The organism is Parapedobacter tibetensis (assembly GCF_024704835.1).
Taxonomy (GTDB): Bacteria; Bacteroidota; Bacteroidia; order Sphingobacteriales; family Sphingobacteriaceae; genus Parapedobacter; species Parapedobacter tibetensis.
Map to the genome: position 1 here is coordinate 14,823 of NZ_JAMXBE010000004.1, position 19,305 is coordinate 34,127.

13 protein-coding genes are annotated in these 19,305 nt (G+C 49.6%); 4 read left to right on the forward strand and 9 right to left on the reverse strand.

Annotated features, from left to right (window positions below):
* Positions 1-7 precede the first annotated feature (7 nt).
* Genes NF543_RS07400 through NF543_RS07435 form a run of 8 tightly spaced genes read right to left on the reverse strand, consistent with a single transcriptional unit; the run spans position 8 to position 14,040 of the window.
* A complete protein-coding gene (locus tag NF543_RS07400) occupies positions 8-1,624 on the reverse strand; it encodes a DUF5008 domain-containing protein (RefSeq protein ID WP_257667481.1) in 1,617 nt (538 codons plus the stop codon).
* Between the two features lie 17 nt (positions 1,625-1,641).
* Positions 1,642-2,445, reverse strand: coding sequence for a fasciclin domain-containing protein (locus NF543_RS07405; RefSeq protein WP_257667482.1), 804 nt, complete (start codon positions 2,443-2,445; stop codon positions 1,642-1,644).
* A 19-nt stretch (positions 2,446-2,464) separates the two neighbouring features.
* Entirely contained in the window at positions 2,465-3,994 is a 1,530-nt protein-coding gene (locus NF543_RS07410; protein ID WP_257957451.1) for a RagB/SusD family nutrient uptake outer membrane protein, read from the reverse strand.
* A gap of 31 nt (positions 3,995-4,025) precedes the next feature.
* Complete coding sequence (locus tag NF543_RS07415; protein WP_257667484.1) at positions 4,026-7,196, reverse strand: SusC/RagA family TonB-linked outer membrane protein; 3,171 nt, start codon at positions 7,194-7,196, stop codon at positions 4,026-4,028.
* Positions 7,189-8,313, reverse strand: coding sequence for a DUF5007 domain-containing protein (locus NF543_RS07420; RefSeq protein ID WP_257667485.1), 1,125 nt, complete (start codon positions 8,311-8,313; stop codon positions 7,189-7,191). Before NF543_RS07420 ends, NF543_RS07415 begins: the two co-directional genes overlap by 8 nt.
* A gap of 32 nt (positions 8,314-8,345) precedes the next feature.
* Entirely contained in the window at positions 8,346-9,458 is a 1,113-nt protein-coding gene (locus NF543_RS07425) for a discoidin domain-containing protein (RefSeq protein WP_257667486.1), read from the reverse strand.
* Positions 9,459-9,471: 13 nt separating this feature from the next.
* The gene (locus NF543_RS07430; RefSeq protein ID WP_257667487.1) at positions 9,472-11,013 is read right to left on the reverse strand and encodes a RagB/SusD family nutrient uptake outer membrane protein; all 1,542 of its coding nucleotides are present in this window, start codon (positions 11,011-11,013) and stop codon (positions 9,472-9,474) included.
* Between the two features lie 27 nt (positions 11,014-11,040).
* Positions 11,041-14,040, reverse strand: coding sequence for a SusC/RagA family TonB-linked outer membrane protein (locus NF543_RS07435; protein WP_257667488.1), 3,000 nt, complete (start codon positions 14,038-14,040; stop codon positions 11,041-11,043).
* A gap of 691 nt (positions 14,041-14,731) precedes the next feature.
* Here NF543_RS07435 and NF543_RS07440 point away from each other — a divergent pair.
* From NF543_RS07440 to NF543_RS07450, 3 genes are all read left to right on the forward strand, one after another.
* Positions 14,732-16,249 (forward strand): malate:quinone oxidoreductase, encoded by a 1,518-nt coding sequence (locus NF543_RS07440; protein ID WP_257667489.1) that lies wholly within the window; start codon positions 14,732-14,734, stop codon positions 16,247-16,249.
* Positions 16,250-16,305: 56 nt separating this feature from the next.
* A complete protein-coding gene (gene pnuC / locus NF543_RS07445; protein WP_257667490.1) occupies positions 16,306-16,932 on the forward strand; it encodes a nicotinamide riboside transporter PnuC in 627 nt (208 codons plus the stop codon).
* A 181-nt stretch (positions 16,933-17,113) separates the two neighbouring features.
* The gene (locus tag NF543_RS07450; RefSeq protein WP_257667491.1) at positions 17,114-18,184 is read left to right on the forward strand and encodes an acyl-CoA dehydrogenase family protein; all 1,071 of its coding nucleotides are present in this window, start codon (positions 17,114-17,116) and stop codon (positions 18,182-18,184) included.
* On the opposite strand, the gene NF543_RS07455 is transcribed toward NF543_RS07450, so the two are convergent.
* On the reverse strand, positions 18,181-18,666 hold the full coding sequence (locus tag NF543_RS07455) for a hypothetical protein (RefSeq protein WP_257667492.1): 486 nt from the start codon (positions 18,664-18,666) through the stop codon (positions 18,181-18,183). The two genes, NF543_RS07450 and NF543_RS07455, sit on opposite strands and share 4 nt — an antisense overlap.
* 144 nt (positions 18,667-18,810) lie before the next feature.
* Here NF543_RS07455 and NF543_RS07460 point away from each other — a divergent pair, with 144 nt between their 5' ends.
* Positions 18,811-19,299, forward strand: coding sequence for a DinB family protein (locus NF543_RS07460; protein ID WP_257667493.1), 489 nt, complete (start codon positions 18,811-18,813; stop codon positions 19,297-19,299).
* The last annotated feature ends 6 nt before the right edge of the window (positions 19,300-19,305 follow it).

Genomic DNA, 19,305 nt, shown 5'->3' on the forward strand with positions numbered 1-19,305 from the left:
AAGCTGACTATTCAATGATTACCCGGATCAGATTATTGGCTTCTTCACTGTTAAATTGCCAAAAAATACCATAAATCAAAAGCGCCCGTTTATCGTCGGCTGCGGTGGTTTCAATGATGTCTTCAATCCCTCCACTGAACGTACCGGTTGCGTTATATCCGGGAATCAGGTCCCCTTGTTCGTCCAATACCATGAAACCGTTGCGGGTAATACCGGCATAGGTACGGAAATCGCCACTCACGATGATTTTTCCATCGCTGAGCTGTTTAATGAAATTGGGACCACCACCGTCAAGCTCCTTGGCCACAAAAGACCCATCCAGCGAACCATCTTCATTTAGCATGGCTAGCCGATTGGCCGGCTGGCCGTTATAGTTCCGGAAATTGCCGCAAATCATGTATTTCTGCGTGGTTGGATTGTAGAACAATCTGTGGATCGGTTGGTCGGCTCCGGTGCCACTGGGATTGAACGTATCATCAATGGTGCCGTCAGCATTCAGGCGGAGGATATAGCCCTTTTGCTGCCCGTCGAACCGGGTGAACGTCCCATAGACCATCAGTTTGCCCTCGTTCGGTCCACCGGTGATCAGCATCGCCCGGGCTTCGCCATTGCCGCCCTCCCAACTGCGACCTGTTGCCGTGTCAAAGCGATAGCTACGATCCAGTGTGCCATCCGCAAGCAAGCGGGCAAACTGGCGCATTTCCACACTATCCATAATCACCGAATCGCGGGTTTCGAGTTTGTTTGGCTTGTCGTACTGCCGACTGATGTAATACCGGAAGTTGCCGTTCACAATCACTTTATCGTCTTGCGGATACAAGTGGTCTACCCACTGATCAAAGCCGCCGTTAAATGTGGGGTAATACTTGATGGTATCCAACTGATCGGGCCGGCGGAACGGGCGTACACCCATCGTATCTATGGTGCCATTCCCATTGAGGTGGGTGAGGTTGCTGATATCCGCCCCGCGCTGTGCATATCCATTGAACGCGCCACCGATGAGGTAGCCGTTGTTAAATGGGATGATGTGGCCGATCGTGCCGTTAGCGCCACGTCCTGAACGCAAGCTGGCGTCGTAGGTACCATCGGAAAAAGCCCGGGCAATGCGGTTTATGGGACGGATAACGCCTTTATTGTCGTAGTCGGTAAAAGCGCCCACGATAAGCATACGTCCGTCGTTGGTATGGATTACTTGTTCCACACCGCCGTTTGTCCCCCGGGTTACGTTGAACGTCGGATCGATGCTGATTTTTCCAGTCACGGAAAATTGGGGGCCAAAGACCACCACGTCGCCAATGGAGATGATGGTGACGCCGGTGCTGGCGTAATCGGGTACCACAACCTTGATTTGGCTGTCTGTTACGTCTACAATCTCCGCTTGTTCGCCGTTAAACCGGAATATAAGCTCCTCCCGGAATGGCAACAAGCCGTAAGCGTTGATGGTGACTTCCGTGCCGGGTAAACCACTGGCCGGCGACGGGGCTTGGTTTTGATTCACTTCGATGCCTAATGGTACTTTTCCGGTTCCATAAGGCTCTTCCAATACCTCTTCTTTGGAACACGACCACAAACACGCGCCGAGAATGCCAATAGTTAGTAAGGTGTATAGGTATATAGGTTTCATATCCATTGTTCCGTTCATTATCGTTTGCTTTGTACAATATCATTAAACACGTCGTAAGCGATAAATCCAAAGAAGCCTACCGTATAATCCAATACATGCACCACGCCGTTGTTCGGTTGGATATCCGAAGAAGCTACGGATACAGTTTCCCAGTTGTCGGGCTGAGACAAATTGGGGATGTATGAGATGTGTAGCTGCCGATAACCCTGATACTTCAGCCGGGTTTCCGTGGGCTTGCCCGCATCGGTCACTGCGTCGTGAAAGACCACCCCGATGTTGCTCACCGTATTGTTATAGGCATAGTAGTTCTGTCCGCCATAGGTTGCCAGGATAGCAAAATCGATCTGGGGGTAATCCACTAAGAGGTTTTTGTTGCGAAACATGTGTCGCTCCAAATATTTTCGCCAGATGGCCGAATCGACATCGGCGAGTGTTTGGATGGTATCCAGGCCCAGATCGTAAAGCCGTTGGTTTACACCGCCCATCAATAAGGGGTCGTCGCCTGTGTAATTGACCTGTCCGATGAGGTCTTTGATGTCTTCATCCCGTGGTGCGAAAAATGTCAGCTCATGTGTGGTGAATACCTCTTCCAATCCAGCCAGGCGAACGATCTGTGCGATGGTATCAAACTCAATGGGGCGGGATTCTAGGTATTCCAATACCGTGCCATTGAAATACGGGTTGGCCAATCCGCCATCCGTATAATAATCGTCTCGTTTGCACGACGAAAGCCATAGCGAGCCGAGCAGCAAGACCAAGCCTAATGCGCGGTAAGCTGCGGTAAATCGCTGTTTATTGTTTATAATTCCTAATCTCTTCATGATACGTTGAAAGCGAATGTTATCTGGTTAACCAATATTCATTTAATACCATACGTGGGTTGTTATTGCGTGCCGATGGGTCAATGGGCCAAGTCCACGCCCGCCTATTGTATTGATCGGAGTTCAATGGGTTACGGGCAAAAGTGGGGTTCATGATGCGCTGCGTACGTACCAGGTCGAAGTATCGGTGCCCTTCGCCAAACAGTTCGCGGCAGCGCTCCCAAAAGATGAAATCCTTGAGTTCCTGACCGCCTCCACCACCGTAGGGTGTTGCTTCCGCCCGTTCGCGAATCATATTGAGCGAGGCGATAGCCTCATTGTCGCGCGCAAGTTCTGCCAGCGCTTCGGCGTGCAATAAGATGGCGTCTGGATAACGAAAGATCAGGAATGTATTGTCGGGGTTGCGGTCTTCATTGCCGGAAGCATATACGTTGAACGCAAATTTGACCGCAATGAACTGCCCACTGTTGGAGAGCATGTCCTCAAACCAGAAATCAGCCCGTTTATCGGCCACAGCTGATGGATATAGACGTGCCATGTAGGTATCGATATAATAGCAATGGCTGATCTGGTTGTTGAAGCGAGGGAACTTGTAGGGCCAACGCAGGAAATGGTCGCCAAAAGGGGACAGGGCAGCGTTATTATCCTGGTAATTGATACTCCGGTAAAACTCAAACAAGCTCTCGTCTGAGCGCCCTTTCATTACGGTACTCCAGCCCTCTTCGGTAAGCGGGTACAAGCGGTAGGTATTGCTCTGAATCAGTTCGGTACCGAGGCTGGCAACTTCCCGGAAGTAGCCTTCGCGATTATTGCGGTCAAACCCGGCATTCCACATGTTCATGTGCATCAGCAGCGCGATGATGCTGCCCCGCGAAGCCCGTGCACCTTTGAGCGCCGGATCGGCATGCGCCCAGGGCATATTGTCCTTGTGGGGTTTCAAATCAGCTATGCACTTATTCAGCACAGATACCATGCCTTCGCGTGGTAGCGATTCGGCGTTATAGGGGGTGGTGTAGTACACGACATCCCCGTATAGGCGTACCATCCACCAGTATGCAAAACAACGCATGAACGTGGCTTCCGCGATATAACGCTGCTTATCCACATCACTGACGCCGGGAATACCTTCTTCCAGTTTGTTGACGAGGATATTGGCTGTTTGAATCACTTGATAGTAGCGGGTCCAATTGGTTACCCGCTCATAATGGTACCATTCCCAAGGCGCGCTGGGATCCATGGCATACAATAGGTCGTTTTCACCCAGCACCTCCACCACACGACGGGCTGAGTAGCCGTTTGCACCCGGCGACGCGATGATTTCACCAGACCGGGCTTCGCCGATGCCGCCCATGATCCACCCCTCGTTGATTTTATCAAAAAACATGCTGTACATGTTGGCCACATTGCTCTCTACATCGTCTATAGAGCGGTAAAAGTTGTTGCCCGTGAGTCGGTCAACCGGCTCTACGGTTAAAAATTCCTTACAGGAAAAGCAGCACAATGTCAGGGCAAGGACACCAATGGCGCCTGCTATTTTCTTGTTTCTCATTATTTTTACACTATTCATGATCATATTGTGCTTAAAATTCAACACTTAACCCCAGGTTGTACGTACGGGGTACTGGATAACCGGATGAAACGTCGCGTCCCATGTTCGTTACGTTTTCTGGATTTGGTCCTGAATAACGGGAGAAGGTATGTAGATTTTCACCGGATACATATACCCGTAGATTGGCCAATCCCCAGCGACTTATCCAATCCCGATCGAACATGTAACCAATTACGATGTTGTTGATTTTGAAATAGCTGCCGTCTTCCGCCCACAGGTTTTGGTCAAACCGAAACGGCTGGATATATCCATATCGCCGGTAATCGTAGGCATAGGGGTATGTGGCCACATCACCCGCTTGCCGCCACATATCAACGTCGTTTAGGGGCACTACCGCCCTGTTGCCAAACGGGTTGCCCATGAGACCCAGGCGCTGGGCGAGAGCGTTGTTCAGGATGGTTCGCTTACCCGTGATGGAACCATTGAGGTTGAAGTTAAAGTTTTTATACGTGAGCATAATGGATGCGCCACCAGTAAACAGCGGCTGGGAGTTGCCCGTGCGCCGATAGTCGTTGCCATCCAAAATATAATCCCCATTGAGGTCGCGCAGCATGGGGTCGCCCCCTGCAAACGCCACACCATTGGTCTGGTAGCGTAGGCCAGTCACCGGGTCGACCGGTACATCGGCATCCGTGGGAAATACGCCATCATTGATGCGCAGGTAGTTGGCCAGGGTAGACCCGCCCACACGGAGGATGACGTGTTGGAGGTGTTCGTTTTGATCGAACTCCCACCGTATAAATTGTCCGCCGTAGTGTTCTGGTAGTGTGAGTAGCACATCCTTGTTATAGGCACCGGTGAGTGAAAAGGATAAGCTGAAATCGCTGCTCAACGGAAGCGGGCGCATCATCAGGAACAGTTCGTGCCCGTAATTGGCGATACCCGCACCGTTGCTAAACAGCTTGTTAAACCCGGTGGTGTTGGGCAACAGCTGTTCGAACAGTTCATTTTCTACCTTTTTATAATAGGTATCATAAATGACTTCAATCTTCCCGTTGAAGAGGGAGAAATCGAGCCCCAGGTTATACTGCGTATTGGTTTTGGGTTTCAGATCCGGGTTTGGGATCTGATCAAAATCTAAACCAATCCCCTGTTGACCATTGTAATTGCCTGTGATGTCAAAACGGCCGTAAATGCGCTCCAACGTACCGGTAGGGATGATATTTACCCCCCAACTCATGCGGAGTGCGCCATAGTCCAGCCATTCCGAATTTTCGAAGAACGCCTCTTTGTCAAAATTCCAACGTAGACCAATGGCTGGATTGCGTGCATAGAGGTTTTCAAACCCATTGGCCGATGAACCGTCAAGTCGGTAGGAAAGGTCGACGACATATTTCTTTTGAAAGTCATACGAAGCGGCGAACGCAAACGAAGCCGAGCGCTCGTCGGTATAGTCGTCTAGCAAGCCACCCCCGCGGGAGTAATATCCGTCAAACCCGATGGGGCCTTGCAGCTGGTCGTTCGGGCTCCGTTCCTGGCGGGATACCGAGCTTTGCCGACCTGCGATCCGGAACTCATTGAAAAAGTTGATAAATAGGTTGTGGCTGTCGTTTAGCGAGGTGGAGTAGTTCAAGCTATTCCGGTTGTACAATTGCGTGGTACGCCCGTTGTACGAATACACCCTTGCAAATTGGTTGTTGGCGACGGCTGGGGTAAACGTGTCTTCCGTTTTCGATTCAAATTCATAGCTCAAACTGGTACTGGCCCGGAGCCCTTCGATAAACATGTAATTGGCCTCCAGGTTGGATCGGATGAGCCGTGTGGCATTGTCGTTATCTGTACTTAAGGCGGAAGAATGGCTGCCGCCAGCCTGATAAAAGGAAGGTGGGGGCAGCAGGGTGGAGGATAAGCCGTTTTCGGCGATACCGGTCTGGAGCATACCAACACCATCACCTATGCTTTGCTTACCCATTTGTGCAAAAGCAGCACCTATGATCTGGAATCGGCGATCGGCCGGCTGGTACTCCATACGGAGGTTGGCATTGTATCGGGTGAATCCAGTGTTTTCGATGATGCCCTGATCGGTAAAATACCCCAGGTTCGCTTTGTAATTGAACAGCTGGTCGCCTCCATCGATGTGGAGGTTGTGGCTTTGGTTATACCGCGAACGGTAGTAATAATCTTGCCAGTTGGTCGAATTATTCCAATACGCATTGAGGCTATCCGACAAGAAGCCGGTTTGGGAAATTCGCCAAATGTCAAAATAGTCCAAGGCGTTTCCGTAGATCTGTTGCAATTTCAATTGGCGTTCGAGGTTGCCTCCCAACGTTTCCCTGAGTTTCGGGGGTGTGCGGACGAAGGAATTGTGCGTATACCGTACACGTGGAATGGGCGAATTGCCACGTTTGGTGGTGATGATGATGACGCCGTAGGCCGCCATGGATCCGTAGAGCGAAGTTGCTTGCGCGTCCTTCAGGATTTCGATGCTGGCAATATCTTCCTGTGGAATGAGGGATAGTGGGCTCATGCCCGGCCCTTGCTGCTGGAAGCCATATTCCGTAGCCCGGTCGGCGTCCATCGGAATCCCATCGATGACATATAGCGGTGAGGTGGGTTGCAGGAACGACTGGTCGCCTGAGCCCGTCATCGAAACGGTGGATAACCCACGTATCTGCGTAGAGCCCCGGAACCCGGGTGCACCCGTATTCAATTGAATGTTCATACCGGGTACACGGCCCTGAAGCAAGCTCTCGATGTTTGCGGTGGGCACATCCGGGAGGTCTTTGGCGGTGAGACTGAAAGAGGAGCCGGTACTCAGTTCCTTGGAGCGTTTTTGATAGCCTCGGATGACTACTTCCTCCAAAGCACTGGCATCTGGCGCCATCTGCACGCGCAGATTGGTGCGGCCCGAACCTGTGTTTTGTGAGGCTTGCTGGTAGCCGATGATCCGGAATACCAAGGGGGCATTAGCTGGTACGGTAAACCGGAAATTGCCGTTTTCATCGGTGGTGCCTAGCGCGCGTGGCGGTTTCCCCACCAACACGGTTACCCCACCAAGGGGTTGCCTGTTTTCGTCGATTACGTTACCGGTGACCGTTACATTGGTCTGTGCCTGTACATATCCAGTGACGAGGAATGCTACACAAGCGAATATAACGTGTATCGTCTTCATGTTGAAGGTATTGTTTGTCAGGTTATTCATCTTCAAACTTTGGTAATTCATTTTTAAAATGGAATACGATTTCCCAATCGCCGGGCCGGTAGATGTTGAAGTCCAAGCCAAACGAAGCATAGATAAGTCCCCCGCCGAAGCCCCGCCGCGAATACTCGATATTCACGCTGGCACTGCCGCCGTTAGTGTAAGGTGTCTGGATATTGACCAGTGGGATGGGATAAGCTACGTCATACTGCACGTATTCTTCGGTTTTCTCGGTATTGAAACCGTGCACCAATTCATTCCAATTGGTTTCGTTGAATTCGTCAGGGTTTATAAACGTACTATCGTTCGCCATGAATTTAAAGCGGAGGTTATGCCCGTTTCCGCCTTCGAAAGGCCGGATATACACCACCACATCTTTCCTCTCGTTATTACTTACTAAAAAATTGTTTGAATTGGCACCGACAACCCCGCTCAGGCGTGGCCGAATGTAATCCTGCTTATTGGGATTCCTCGGGTCGATGGGATCAGGAGCCGGCTCGCCGGTATAAGGGTTAATGTCATTATACGGAAAGTACGGCCGCTCCCGCCAAGGGACCAACTGGAAATCAGCCAAGTACACTTCCCCTCCGGAATTGCTTACCTTGAGGTCGAAATGCCTGATGTCTTGCACCAAGTTGCTACTGTCGGTGGGACGGGGCCCGATAAGCTCGTTGGTAGTAGATGCCCAAAGGATGAATTGCCCCGATTCGCGTACTTCGAATAGTGGGCGGTCTTCCAGGCGCCTTTTGGCTTCGATTTCTTCAAGGGATGCTTCCTCGCCATCGTAGGCATCAATCCACACATACGTAGGCCGTACCTCGAACAAATCGGTAACCGGACGGCCATCACCATACCGTGCATTAACGATTTCGAAGGTCAGTGGTAGCGAAGAGTTATCCGAATTGAACTGCCCCATGAGGTTGGTGCGGCCAATGATGGGTTCAAGGAGCTTGGAACCGTAATTGATGTTTTCACTGATGAATTCTTTCTCCTCAGGCAGGTCTAATGCTTTTTCACAGCCCCCAAGGCAGATCGCACAGAGCAAGGCGCCGATTAGTGCTATGTGGTGCATGGCACCTCTTGGAGTGTTTATGCTACGCGTTATGTTGTATCTTCTCATATGCTTTTTCAAAATATGATCGTTCCACAGTTTTATTCTTCTACTTCGTCTGGTGCATTGACCGACCAATCTGCCATCTGGAAAGTGTTGCCACTCCGGTTCCTCATGATATTGAGCCGGTAGAACGTGTAGGCCACCTCATTGTTGATACGGTACACCTTCATTTGGAAACGCTCCTCGAATATTTCGCCCGATCGGGAATCCAGTGTGGTCCAGTTTTCCCCATCGTGCGATCCCTGGAGGTTCCAATCAATCGGATCACGTTCCGGAAAGTCGTTTGCCGAGGTGAGCGTGTAGGCGCCGGCAACAGCAGATGTATTCAGCTTATATTGCAGCCACGCGCCATTAAAACCACCCAGGAGAAACTTGGTTTCCCGGTTACCGTCAAACGCAAATTGGGCTGCTTCAATGGCATTGGGGCCACCTGAGTTTTCGCGTTCGGTGCTCCAGATACCGCCGATGGTTTGGAACAAGTTTGGCGGTGGCGGGATGTAGGTTAACCTGCTGACAAAATCGCCAAAGCCGAATACGTGATCGTTATTGATGACGTGTACAAACGCGTTATTGGTTTCGATGTTAATGGAACCCGTGTTGGTGGTAATCCAGTTGCGTCGGAATTGGCTTTTCTTCGTGTCGCTAAAATCAATGGTCTCCGGTCCGCCATCGCGGAATCCTGAGGAGGTGGTGCGCGCCAATTTTGCATGCATTGGATAACCATGGCGAATAGCCACTAGGTTAACCCCATCTTGCAACAGCATGGAGTCTGTGGGGTACTTCCCACGGATGATATACTGTGTAATCATCGTATCCAGGTGCCTCGGATTGATCGTAGCGAGGTATTCCGGTGAGCGGTCTGCCAATAGCCGGATATTGTTGAGGTTGGTAATGGCTAGTTGGAAGTTTTCATTAGTGAGTGCAAATAACGTGATGTTACTATCACGTAAGGTCGGGGCCAATTCCATCCGATCGATTACCTGGATGAGCGAATCGTAGACCCCGGGCTTGCTTTTGAGGTATGCGTAGGTATCGCCATCGAACTGTTTCTCGACAGCCACGGGGTTGTAATAGCCTCCGTCTTTGGCACATGCCACTAGTAGTAATCCAAAGAATAGGAGGTAGCCGTATGTATTTATCAATTTCTTCATGATACTCGGATCGTTATTGCCAATATGCGTTTTGTGTCAACTGATCGTTTTGCGTAAGCAGGGCACGCGAAACAGGCCATAAGATACCGCCATTGGTGATGAGCTGGCCAATCATGGGATGGCTGGGCCGGATGCGGTTGTACCGCACCAGATCATACCAGCGGTGCCCTTCGCCCATCAACTCGCGTTGCCGTTCGAGGAAAATGGTATTAATGAGGTCGCCATTGATGTCTTCATTATAGGGGTCCAATCCACGGCGGGTTCGGATTTCATTCAATAGGTTAATGGCACCTTGCCGCTCACCTAGCACCGCCAAGGCCTCAGCCCTGAGTAGGGTGATGTCTTCCAGACGTGTGAAGACAATCGCGCTGGTGAAAATGCGGAATGACGGATCATTCACTCCACCCATTATGCATTTGATCTTGCTGAAGATGGGGTACTTGCCGTTGTAGTTGGAGAAGTAGCGCTCCGAAACCGGCGTACCCAGTGTATCCAGGGCAAACCGCTCATCGCCGGCTTCATTGAAGATGGTGATGATAGAATCCTTGGGCAGGTAAATATCGGGGATTTGCTTGTTGACCACTGGTTCGGCTAACGTGAGTTCCTCAATATGGCCAGTAAATGACGCATCCACGTGCCCCCAGTCAAATGCAAAGCCGAACAACTGGTTGGTTTTCTTATTGAAGAAAAAGCCGTTGGCATCGGTGAGATGGCCCGTAGATATATATCCCATGCCGGCTCGCGCATAATCATCCAATACAAACTTGCTGTAATTGGCCGCATCGGGGTAGTTGCCCTGCCAGGCAGCCAGATGGGCTAAGACGGCATATGCCGTGAGCTTACGGGCCAATGCGCCGTCCCAGCGACCGCTATCTTCATTGTAGTAATCGCCCTGTTGTTGTTCATCGCTGGCACTGTATCGGTAAGGAAGGTCCAATGCTGCAGCCAGCATCTCCTGTTCGGCCCAGGCTAGCACTTTGTCCTGGTTTTCACGGGGCTTGTTTTCAAAACTACCATCATGGGAGGAAATGATCAACGGCACATCGCCCCAAATGCGTACCATATAGAAATAGGCAAATGCACGCAGGAAGCGGATTTGTGCGATATCTACGGTCATGTTATTTACCGAATACCGCAGGTCTTTTTCGCGCACCTCCGGCACACGCTCCAGAAAGATGTTGGCGGAGTTGATTACGGCATACCAGCGCCGCCAGTTGGAAAGGGCCTCAAGGGATGGATAGGAGGCCGTAAGGTCGTTGGCGATGATGGCACGCAGATCCTGCCGATTAGGGCTGGCGAACTCACCTGCACGGACATCCCCATATAACCAATGGGCATTGTGGTCGGCCAGTGCGGCACGCATCAGGCCATAGGTACCCATGAGCGCTGCACGGGTATCTTCCAGCGAGTTCCACATGTATTTCTCGCCCACGATGCGCGACGAATCGACATCCAGCATCTTTTTGCAGCCGCTCAACAGTAAGGTGAAGGCCACCAATACACCTATGCATAGCGTTGAGGTGGTAACCAATCTGTTCGTTGTGTATTTATTCATGATCATTTCTCGTGCTTATTTCTCTCGTTACAAATTCATTCGAATACCCAATGTGTAGGTACGCGGAATAGGCATACCATAACCCGTATCATATCCCATGTAATCCACCAGTTCTGGATCGCGACCGGTATATGGCGACAACGTAAACAAGTTGTGCCCGGAGCAGTAGATGTAGAGCCTTTCGATAGTGGATGAACGGCCTTTTAGCAGATCGCTCAAATCGTAGCCCACTGAAAGCGTACGCAGCTTGACGAACGAGCCGTTCTCGAGAAATAGATCCTGGTCGGCCCGGTAGGGGATGACATTGCTCCAGGGATTATATAGTGGATATTGACTATAATCGCCCCGCTTTTCCCAGAACGTGATTTCCTTTACGGAATTCATATTGGTGGTACCCTCTCGGTTGATGAAGTCAAACCGGTTAGCCATATCGGCATTCAACACGTTGCGGCCGATGTTAAAATAGAAGTTTGCATCCAGGCTCCAATTGCCATAGCTAAACTGGTTCATGAAGCCACCGGCTACCTTCGGAAAAATATTGCCTATCAACGATTTGTCCACATCAGTGATGGCATTGTCGCCGTTGGTGTCGACCCAGCGCGGATCGCCAGCACGCAGGGCAATGCCATTGAAGTGTTGCGGGATACCGCCAATTATCGGAATCTCGGCGTCGGTGAGGTAAATGCCTTCATTTTGGAGCAGCCAGAACTGATCGATACGCTCGCCCACACGAAACAGGCGGTTGCCGATGACGATTTCATCAAGCCCGCCCGGCAATGCGGTAAGCTTGTTTTGGTTGTAACTGACGGCCAATGTGGGTGTCCATGAAAAGCGGCCCTCCGATCGCTGGATGACATCTGCGCTTAATTGCAGCTCCACGCCGGTATTATTAACGTCCATGCCGGCTTCGTACGATAGGTTATACCCATATTCGGCATACGAAGGGATACCCAACAATTGATTCTTATCATGCTTGGTATACCAATCGAGGTTGATGCGGATGCGCTCGTCGGCCAGGCCCATGTCCAAGCCGATATTCAACTGATCGGTATATGCCCAAGGGATGCCATATCCAGACCATCCGAACTCGTACGGGCGCGCAAGCACACCGAAGCCGTTGTAGCCTGGGGCGACGACATTGCCGGTATAACTCAACTGGGCGGAATAGGAAGGGCCTTGCGAAAAATTGTCGAACACATTCAGACGGCCCATCCTGCCAGCACTGGCCCGTAGATTAAATGTGGAAAATGTGGCATCATCACCCATGAGGTCATTTTTGATATTCCAGCCCAGCGAAAGCACCGGCGCGAACAACCACCTACTGGTAGGCTGTGCATTGGAAGAACCATCCGACCTCAGCAGTAGCGATGCCGTGTATTTATCGTTGAAGTTGTATGAACCGCGACCATAGAATGACACGAGGTTTTGTTTGGTATAATCTAGAAACTTATAAACCAATTGGCTGGGGAACGCCTGCGGCACCAGGTAGTCTAAGTTATCGGGGTCGGATTCCAGCAAGTTAATCTTGATGAAGTCATTGATGCCCTTATAGGCGTATGCATAGTTGTACTTGAATGCATCCCATTGCAGCGTGCTGCCTGCTTCGAGGTAAAGCGTATGCTGGGCGCCGAGGTCGACATCATACGACAGGTGATTGTCAAACAGCAGCCGCTGGTTGTACCCGTAGTAATTGGAGGCATAGCTATTTTCTTCCATGAGTGTACGCGGGTAAAACAGGTCGCGATAGCCTTCGTTATAATCGACGGCCACGCGGGAAGTCACCTTCAAACGGTTGAAATCAAATACCAGTTTGGCATGCCCCTCCACAATGTTCGTGGCGTTATTATCGAAGCTGTTGTCAAACTGCTGGAGGTACCCCCGGTAAATATCGTTGTTTGGCGACAACGGCGAAGCCAGATCCGGGATGTAAGACATGGTTGCAAAGCGGTCGCGCAGGGTACGGTTTCGGTCGCGTTGCACCCGGTTGCCATTGATCATGGCTGAAAACAACAGCCATTCCAGTGGTTTCATATTGATGTTGAACAGGGCGCTATAGCGTTTAAGACCGGTTTCATCGGCCACGCCCCGGTTTTGCATGTGTCCGACGGCGAACCGGAAATTCGCTCGGTCACCTCCACCGGAAATATCGGCATCGGCCGAATAAACCAATCCGTTTTGGTAGTAGTTGTCCGTCCAGTTCGAAGAGCCGTAGTAGGCTGTATTCAGGGAGTCGCTGAGGTACAGGGGGTAAGTATCATCGGCGGAATATTGTCCCGAGGCGGTGTAGCGGTCGTAAAACTGCCTACGGAAATTATTTTCGTATGCCCCATTGATGGTCGTCACCGTCGGCCGCTGCGCTATGCCCACATACGAATTGAAACTGATCTTGCGTGTGGGGGAGGGCTGCTTGGTGGTAATGGCAATGACGCCGTTAGCCCCCAATGGTCCATAGATGGCGGTACCCGCCAAATCTTTCAATACCTGCACCGACGCGATGTTGTTCATATCGATGTTGCTCAATAGGTTGGTAGCCGGCCCAATGCGATTGAAATCATATTGTTGAATATCATAAGCAAAAGGATGTTCGCTGATCAGCGGAATGCCATCCAGCACCACCAGGGGTTGCGATTGATAGACTTCTTTTTGGGAAAGAATGGGCATGGGAAGCCCTCGGATGAACATGGGTTGAATGGTGCCCGGCTCACCTGAACTTTCCTGTATATACAGCCCTACAGCTTGATCCTTTAAATATTGTTGGAGTGAGACAGCGGGGTAGTGCGCAATGTCTTCAGAAGGCAGGGAAATGGATTGTGGGTTGCGGTCTGTGAAAAGCGAGCGGTCACGATCTATAGGCAGAAATTGCACCACTGCTGAATCGTTGGTGAGGCTATCTTTTTCAATGGTCGCATTGATGGTGTCAACCAGCGGTCCTTTTTTGCTGTCGGCAATCAGGTTGGGACAGCCAAATGATGGGCACGCGCCGAGTATTAGAAGGGTACAAAACAGCGACATTCTTTTATTGCGCATATCTATTTATTTTGTAGACATTTACTGTCGTTATAGTTTACGAGTAGGAGAGTCTTCATACATACCATGATGATAGCCGCCACGACCAGTGGCCACAAAATGGATGGTGAAATAACCCAATATAACATCAGGTAGCTAATTAGCAGCCGTATGAATACGCCATATCAAGGCGCCAATAGGCAAGCTAATTGCATTAAATAAACTAATGGGAATTACAAACGCGATACATGGTATCCGTTATAATTTCGAGCGGTTAAGTAATAAAAGTAAACAGATTCTTCATAATTAATTTTGGTTAAGTTTTAACAGGTCACTTTGTTCGATTTAGCGGTCATTTATCACATTGGTGTTTAATTTGAATTTACCACTGGATAATGGCACCAAAAATCATTGTTTGGTTTTGCAACGGCTAAATTACAAACAAAAAACGTTTTAGCAAGATTTTTTTTATTTTTTTTATTTTTTCCTTGTTAGTCACACAATCATACTATTCAGATACCCGTCGCCTGGTTTCCCCGTAGCTATTTTATCGTGATTTTAGCCATGATTAATATTGGTAATAGGTTACGGTAATTTGCAGAAATAGAATCTTAAGATGTTCTTTTTGCAAAATTGTTAAAATTCTGTAATTAATTGTGATAATTAGGAAATAACCGATTCCAGTCATTATTTTTGCAGCAATTGGAAAAAAATGGGTAAAAGAAGTAAAAAGACCGCCGAAGAGGTGGATGTCGTTCTTATAGGCGCCGGCATCATGAGTGCCACCCTGGGCACATTGATCAATGAGCTGCATCCCAGCGCTAGTATCGAGATTTTTGAAAGGCTGGACGAGGTAGCGGCCGAAAGTTCAGATGCTTGGAACAATGCAGGCACGGGCCATTCTGCGCTTTGTGAGTTGAACTACACCCCACAACTACCTGATGGATCGGTGGATATCAGCAAAGCCATCAAAATTGCGGAAGCATTTGAGGTTTCCAAGGAATTTTGGTCGTATTTGGTCGCCAATAACTTGGTGGATCATCCAGAAAGTTTCATCCGGAGTGTTCCCCACATGAGCTTTGTCTTCGGGAAGCAGAATGTCTCGTTCCTTCGTAAACGATACGAAACCATGCAGGAACACCACCTTTTTCAGGGAATGGAGTACGCAGAGAACCATGAGGTACTGCAACGATGGATTCCGCTGGTCATGGAAGGACGCAGTGCCAATGAAGAGTTGGCCGCCACCAAAATCGATATTGGAACGGATGTCAATTTCGGTGCATTGACACGCGCGCTTTTCCTTCATCTTGTCCGCAAAGATAAGGTGAAACTCCGGTTGGCACATGAAGTGCGTGATATCGAGCGGGCAAGCAGCGGCCGTTGGGAAGTGACCACCAAAAACCTTACTACCGATCGGAAACGTACCGTTTCAGCCAAATTTGTGTTTATCGGGGCTGGCGGAGGGTCGTTACTGCTCCTTGAAAAATCCGGTATCCCCGAGGCCAATGGCTTCGGTGGGTTCCCCGTCAGTGGACAATGGCTGAAATGTACCAATCCTGAAGTCATCGCTAAACACCATGCCAAGGTATATGGTAAAGCGGCTGTGGGATCACCACCGATGTCGGTACCCCATCTCGACACCCGGGTCATCGATGGGAAATCAGCCTTGTTATTTGGTCCATATGCCGGATTCTCGACTAAATTCCTTAAGAATGGCTCTTGGATGGACCTGCCCGCCTCCATCAAATTTAATAACATACGCCCGATGTTGGCGGCAGGTATGGATAATATCCCACTGACCAAATACCTCATTAACCAAGTCCGGCAGAGCCCGGATGACCGCTTGGCTGCATTAAAGGAGTATGTGCCCACAGCCCGGATGGAAGATTGGACACTGGAGGTTGCTGGACAACGTGTGCAGGTCATCAAAAAAGACGGGAAACACGGTGGGATACTCGAATTCGGTACGGAAGTGGTGAGTAGTGCCGATGGTTCCATCGCGGCCTTGCTGGGTGCCTCACCGGGAGCTTCCACATCGGTATCCATCATGATCGACCTGTTGGCCCGTTGTTTCCCCGAAAGGGCAAAAACGGCGCAATACCTGAGTAAATTGCAAGAAATGATTCCTTCTTACGGCCTATCTATTGCGAAGGACGAGCAGTTGTGCAAGGAAACACGCGAACGCTCAGCAGCCATCCTACAATTGGAAAAGCAAGTTGAGCAAGTCTAACGTGGCAAACACAACGAGCACGCCTGGCGCGGATTGACGTGTTGTTTTGAAAAGCCATGAAAATTACCGAATGGATACATGAGCTGGGGGGACAATTAATCAACACCCCATTATTGCATTGGATAGGGGTGGCCTGCGGTGTTGTCCAAGTATTGCTCGCCAAAGCCAATAAAGTGCTGCTTTATCCTTTTGGAATTGCCAGCATATTGATTACGCTTTATGTATTGTATGAAGCTGGGCTGTATGCCGAGTTGCTGCTGAACGTGTATTACCTTGTCATGAGCATCTACGGGTGGGCCTATTGGTTGAAACGCAAAGATGACAAGCCCGTAAACGCGACCTATTCGGAAAAGCGGGATTGGTTGATCACCATACTTATTGTCGGCGCAGGTTTCCCGCTCCTTTATTATGCACTGGTTTACTTTACAGACTCCTCCGTACCCGCATGGGATGCTTGGGTGAGCGCCACGGCATGGGCCGGGATGTGGCTATTGGCCAAACGTAAAATCGAAAATTGGATATTGCTCAACATCAGCAACGCCTTTGCTATTCCGCTTTTGGCGTATAAAGGGCTTCACCTCTATGCCTTATTAACCTTATTTTTGTTTGTTGTGGCTATTTTCGGGTATATGGAATGGAGGCGCATCATTGCACGGCAAGATGATTTGGGCAAACACGTTTAAAAAATTACTGTCTTGCGTCATTGCGAGCAAGAGCGTTTGGAAGTGAAATAGAGCGAAGCAATCTAGATTGCTTCGGCTCACACCGCCCAACAGAGCCTCACAATGACGAAAAGGATGTAAATGCATTTACCCTTACAAGATGACGAAGCCGGCGGTAAAATTGGATAGCAAAACAAAAGACATGGATGACAAACCTTTCTTAGCAGATCAATTAATCGAGAAGCTACGTGCACAGTCGGAACGGGCAGAAGTAGCAGGAAAACTGACAGACGAACAGCTGGCCATCATCTATGATAACAAATGGTTTAAACTATTCGTTCCCAAGTCTTTCGGTGGCTTGGAATTAACCGTTCCAGAAGGTGTGCGCTTGGAAGAAGAGCTGGCATGGATAGATGGCAGCTTGGGATGGACAATCACCTTGTGTAGTGGGGCCAATCTGTTTGTTGGCTACATCAGCCAGTCGATCGCCCCGGCAATGTTTTCAGACACCACCGTATGTTTGGGAGGGAGCGGACAAGCCTCGGGCAAGGCAATAGTTGAAAACGGGGGGTATAACGTGACCGGGAAATGGCGCTATGCGACAGGCGCACCCCATAACACCTTTTTTACGGCCAATTGCGTTATTGAACAAGATGGAAAAACAGTAATCGACAAAGAAGGCAACCCCCTGACCAAGTCTTTTTTCTTTGCCAAAGCGGATGTCCGGGTCATTGAGGACTGGAATGCGTTTGGGTTAAAGGCTACAGCGAGCCATTCGTTTGCGGTGGACAATCTTTGGGTAGACGAGTCCCATGCTTTTTTGATAACACCCCAACATGCCACCTTAGACCATCCTATTTACCGATATCCTTTTTTACAATTCGCCGAAGCAACCTTAGCGGCGAATACCCTAGGCATGGCACGTCATTTTATAGCTTGTGCTGACGTACTAATCAGCCAAAACCAGAAGGGCATCGAAGCAACGAAGTCACTTGGATTGGTGACTTCGGCCAACACACAGTTGAAGGAAATTAAGCAATCATTTTATGACGCACTTGATGCATCATGGGCTGAATTGCTGCACAACGGAAAGGTTTCAGACCGCTCGTTGAGTACGGTGAGTGCCCTGAGCCGGTCATTGGTGGCCATTTGCCACCAACAGGTTGTATTATTATTTCCGCACTGCGGCATGGCCGCCACAATTAGTTCGGCCGAAATCAACAGGATCTGGCGAGACATCTTCACGGCAAGCCAGCATAGCCTGCTTCGTTAGGGTTCCTCAACGCAATCCACCGCTTCATAGGCTTCCAAAAATCCGCTACTATCCAACGTGACTTGCCGACCATTCGACGTATCGACGGAGAACGGTTTCCGTACCAGCGTCCCATTTTGCAACTTAAATACCACACGCAGCGTATCTTGCATGCCTTCTTGGGTGAAGGTCCACACCAAATCCAGTACTTCTCCAGCTGCCTTGCCTAATACGGTGCCGCGCCTCGCGTCTTTTTCATGTGGAATGACGTTATAAATCCCGTTGACCGTTTCATTCCGGATCGTCAATTGAAGGAATGAAGAATCCTGTTGCTCCGTTCCTTCGGTCCGTAGGAAACAATATTTCTGTTCTTGATCGACAGTTAATAGCGGATCTGCTTGCGAAAGGGTGTCATTGGATTGTTCCCCTTCTTTTTGGCCGCCGCTATTGCAGGAGACCAGAAAACCCAAGCAAATCATGCTTAAACGTGTTACTGTATTCATAGGAATGTTCATTAATTGGAGTTTTATTTACAACATACGAATTGATGGATGGTTGAAGCAACCATCTTTTGTGCAAGATACAACATTTAGTTAAATCAAACATCTCGAAAAGCTATATTTGTAATCCATATACTATTGTAGACCATGGATAGAAAATCAATACTCATGCAATACTGGCAGTCGGCTTTAGAAACCGAAGGCTGGTATCCACCATATCGCGATGCGCTCAAGGATGTGGATGCTGAACTTGCTAATTGGCGGCCGGAAGGCGTGGCAGCCAATACGATATGGGAAACAGTTGTTCATGTTAGCTATTTCAAGGAACGTTTGTTGCGCCGTTTACAAGGAAAACCTGATTCACCGCTTCCCGGAGGGAATGATGATACATTTGTGGTCGTGGGCCAACAGGAAGCCGATTGGCAGGAAGCCGTTGCCAAACTATTCGACATCCACCGGGAACTATACCAGCTACTAAAGGAGCTTGATGAATCAGACTTGGATAAGCCCATGCCGGAGACCGCGATAGGTGCCCAGTTTTTTGATCTTATTGCCCATGACGCTTACCATACCGGGCAAATCATCCTCATTCGCAAACTCACTGGATCGTGGCCTGAACGCCGTAGTTTTCTATAATCCCGC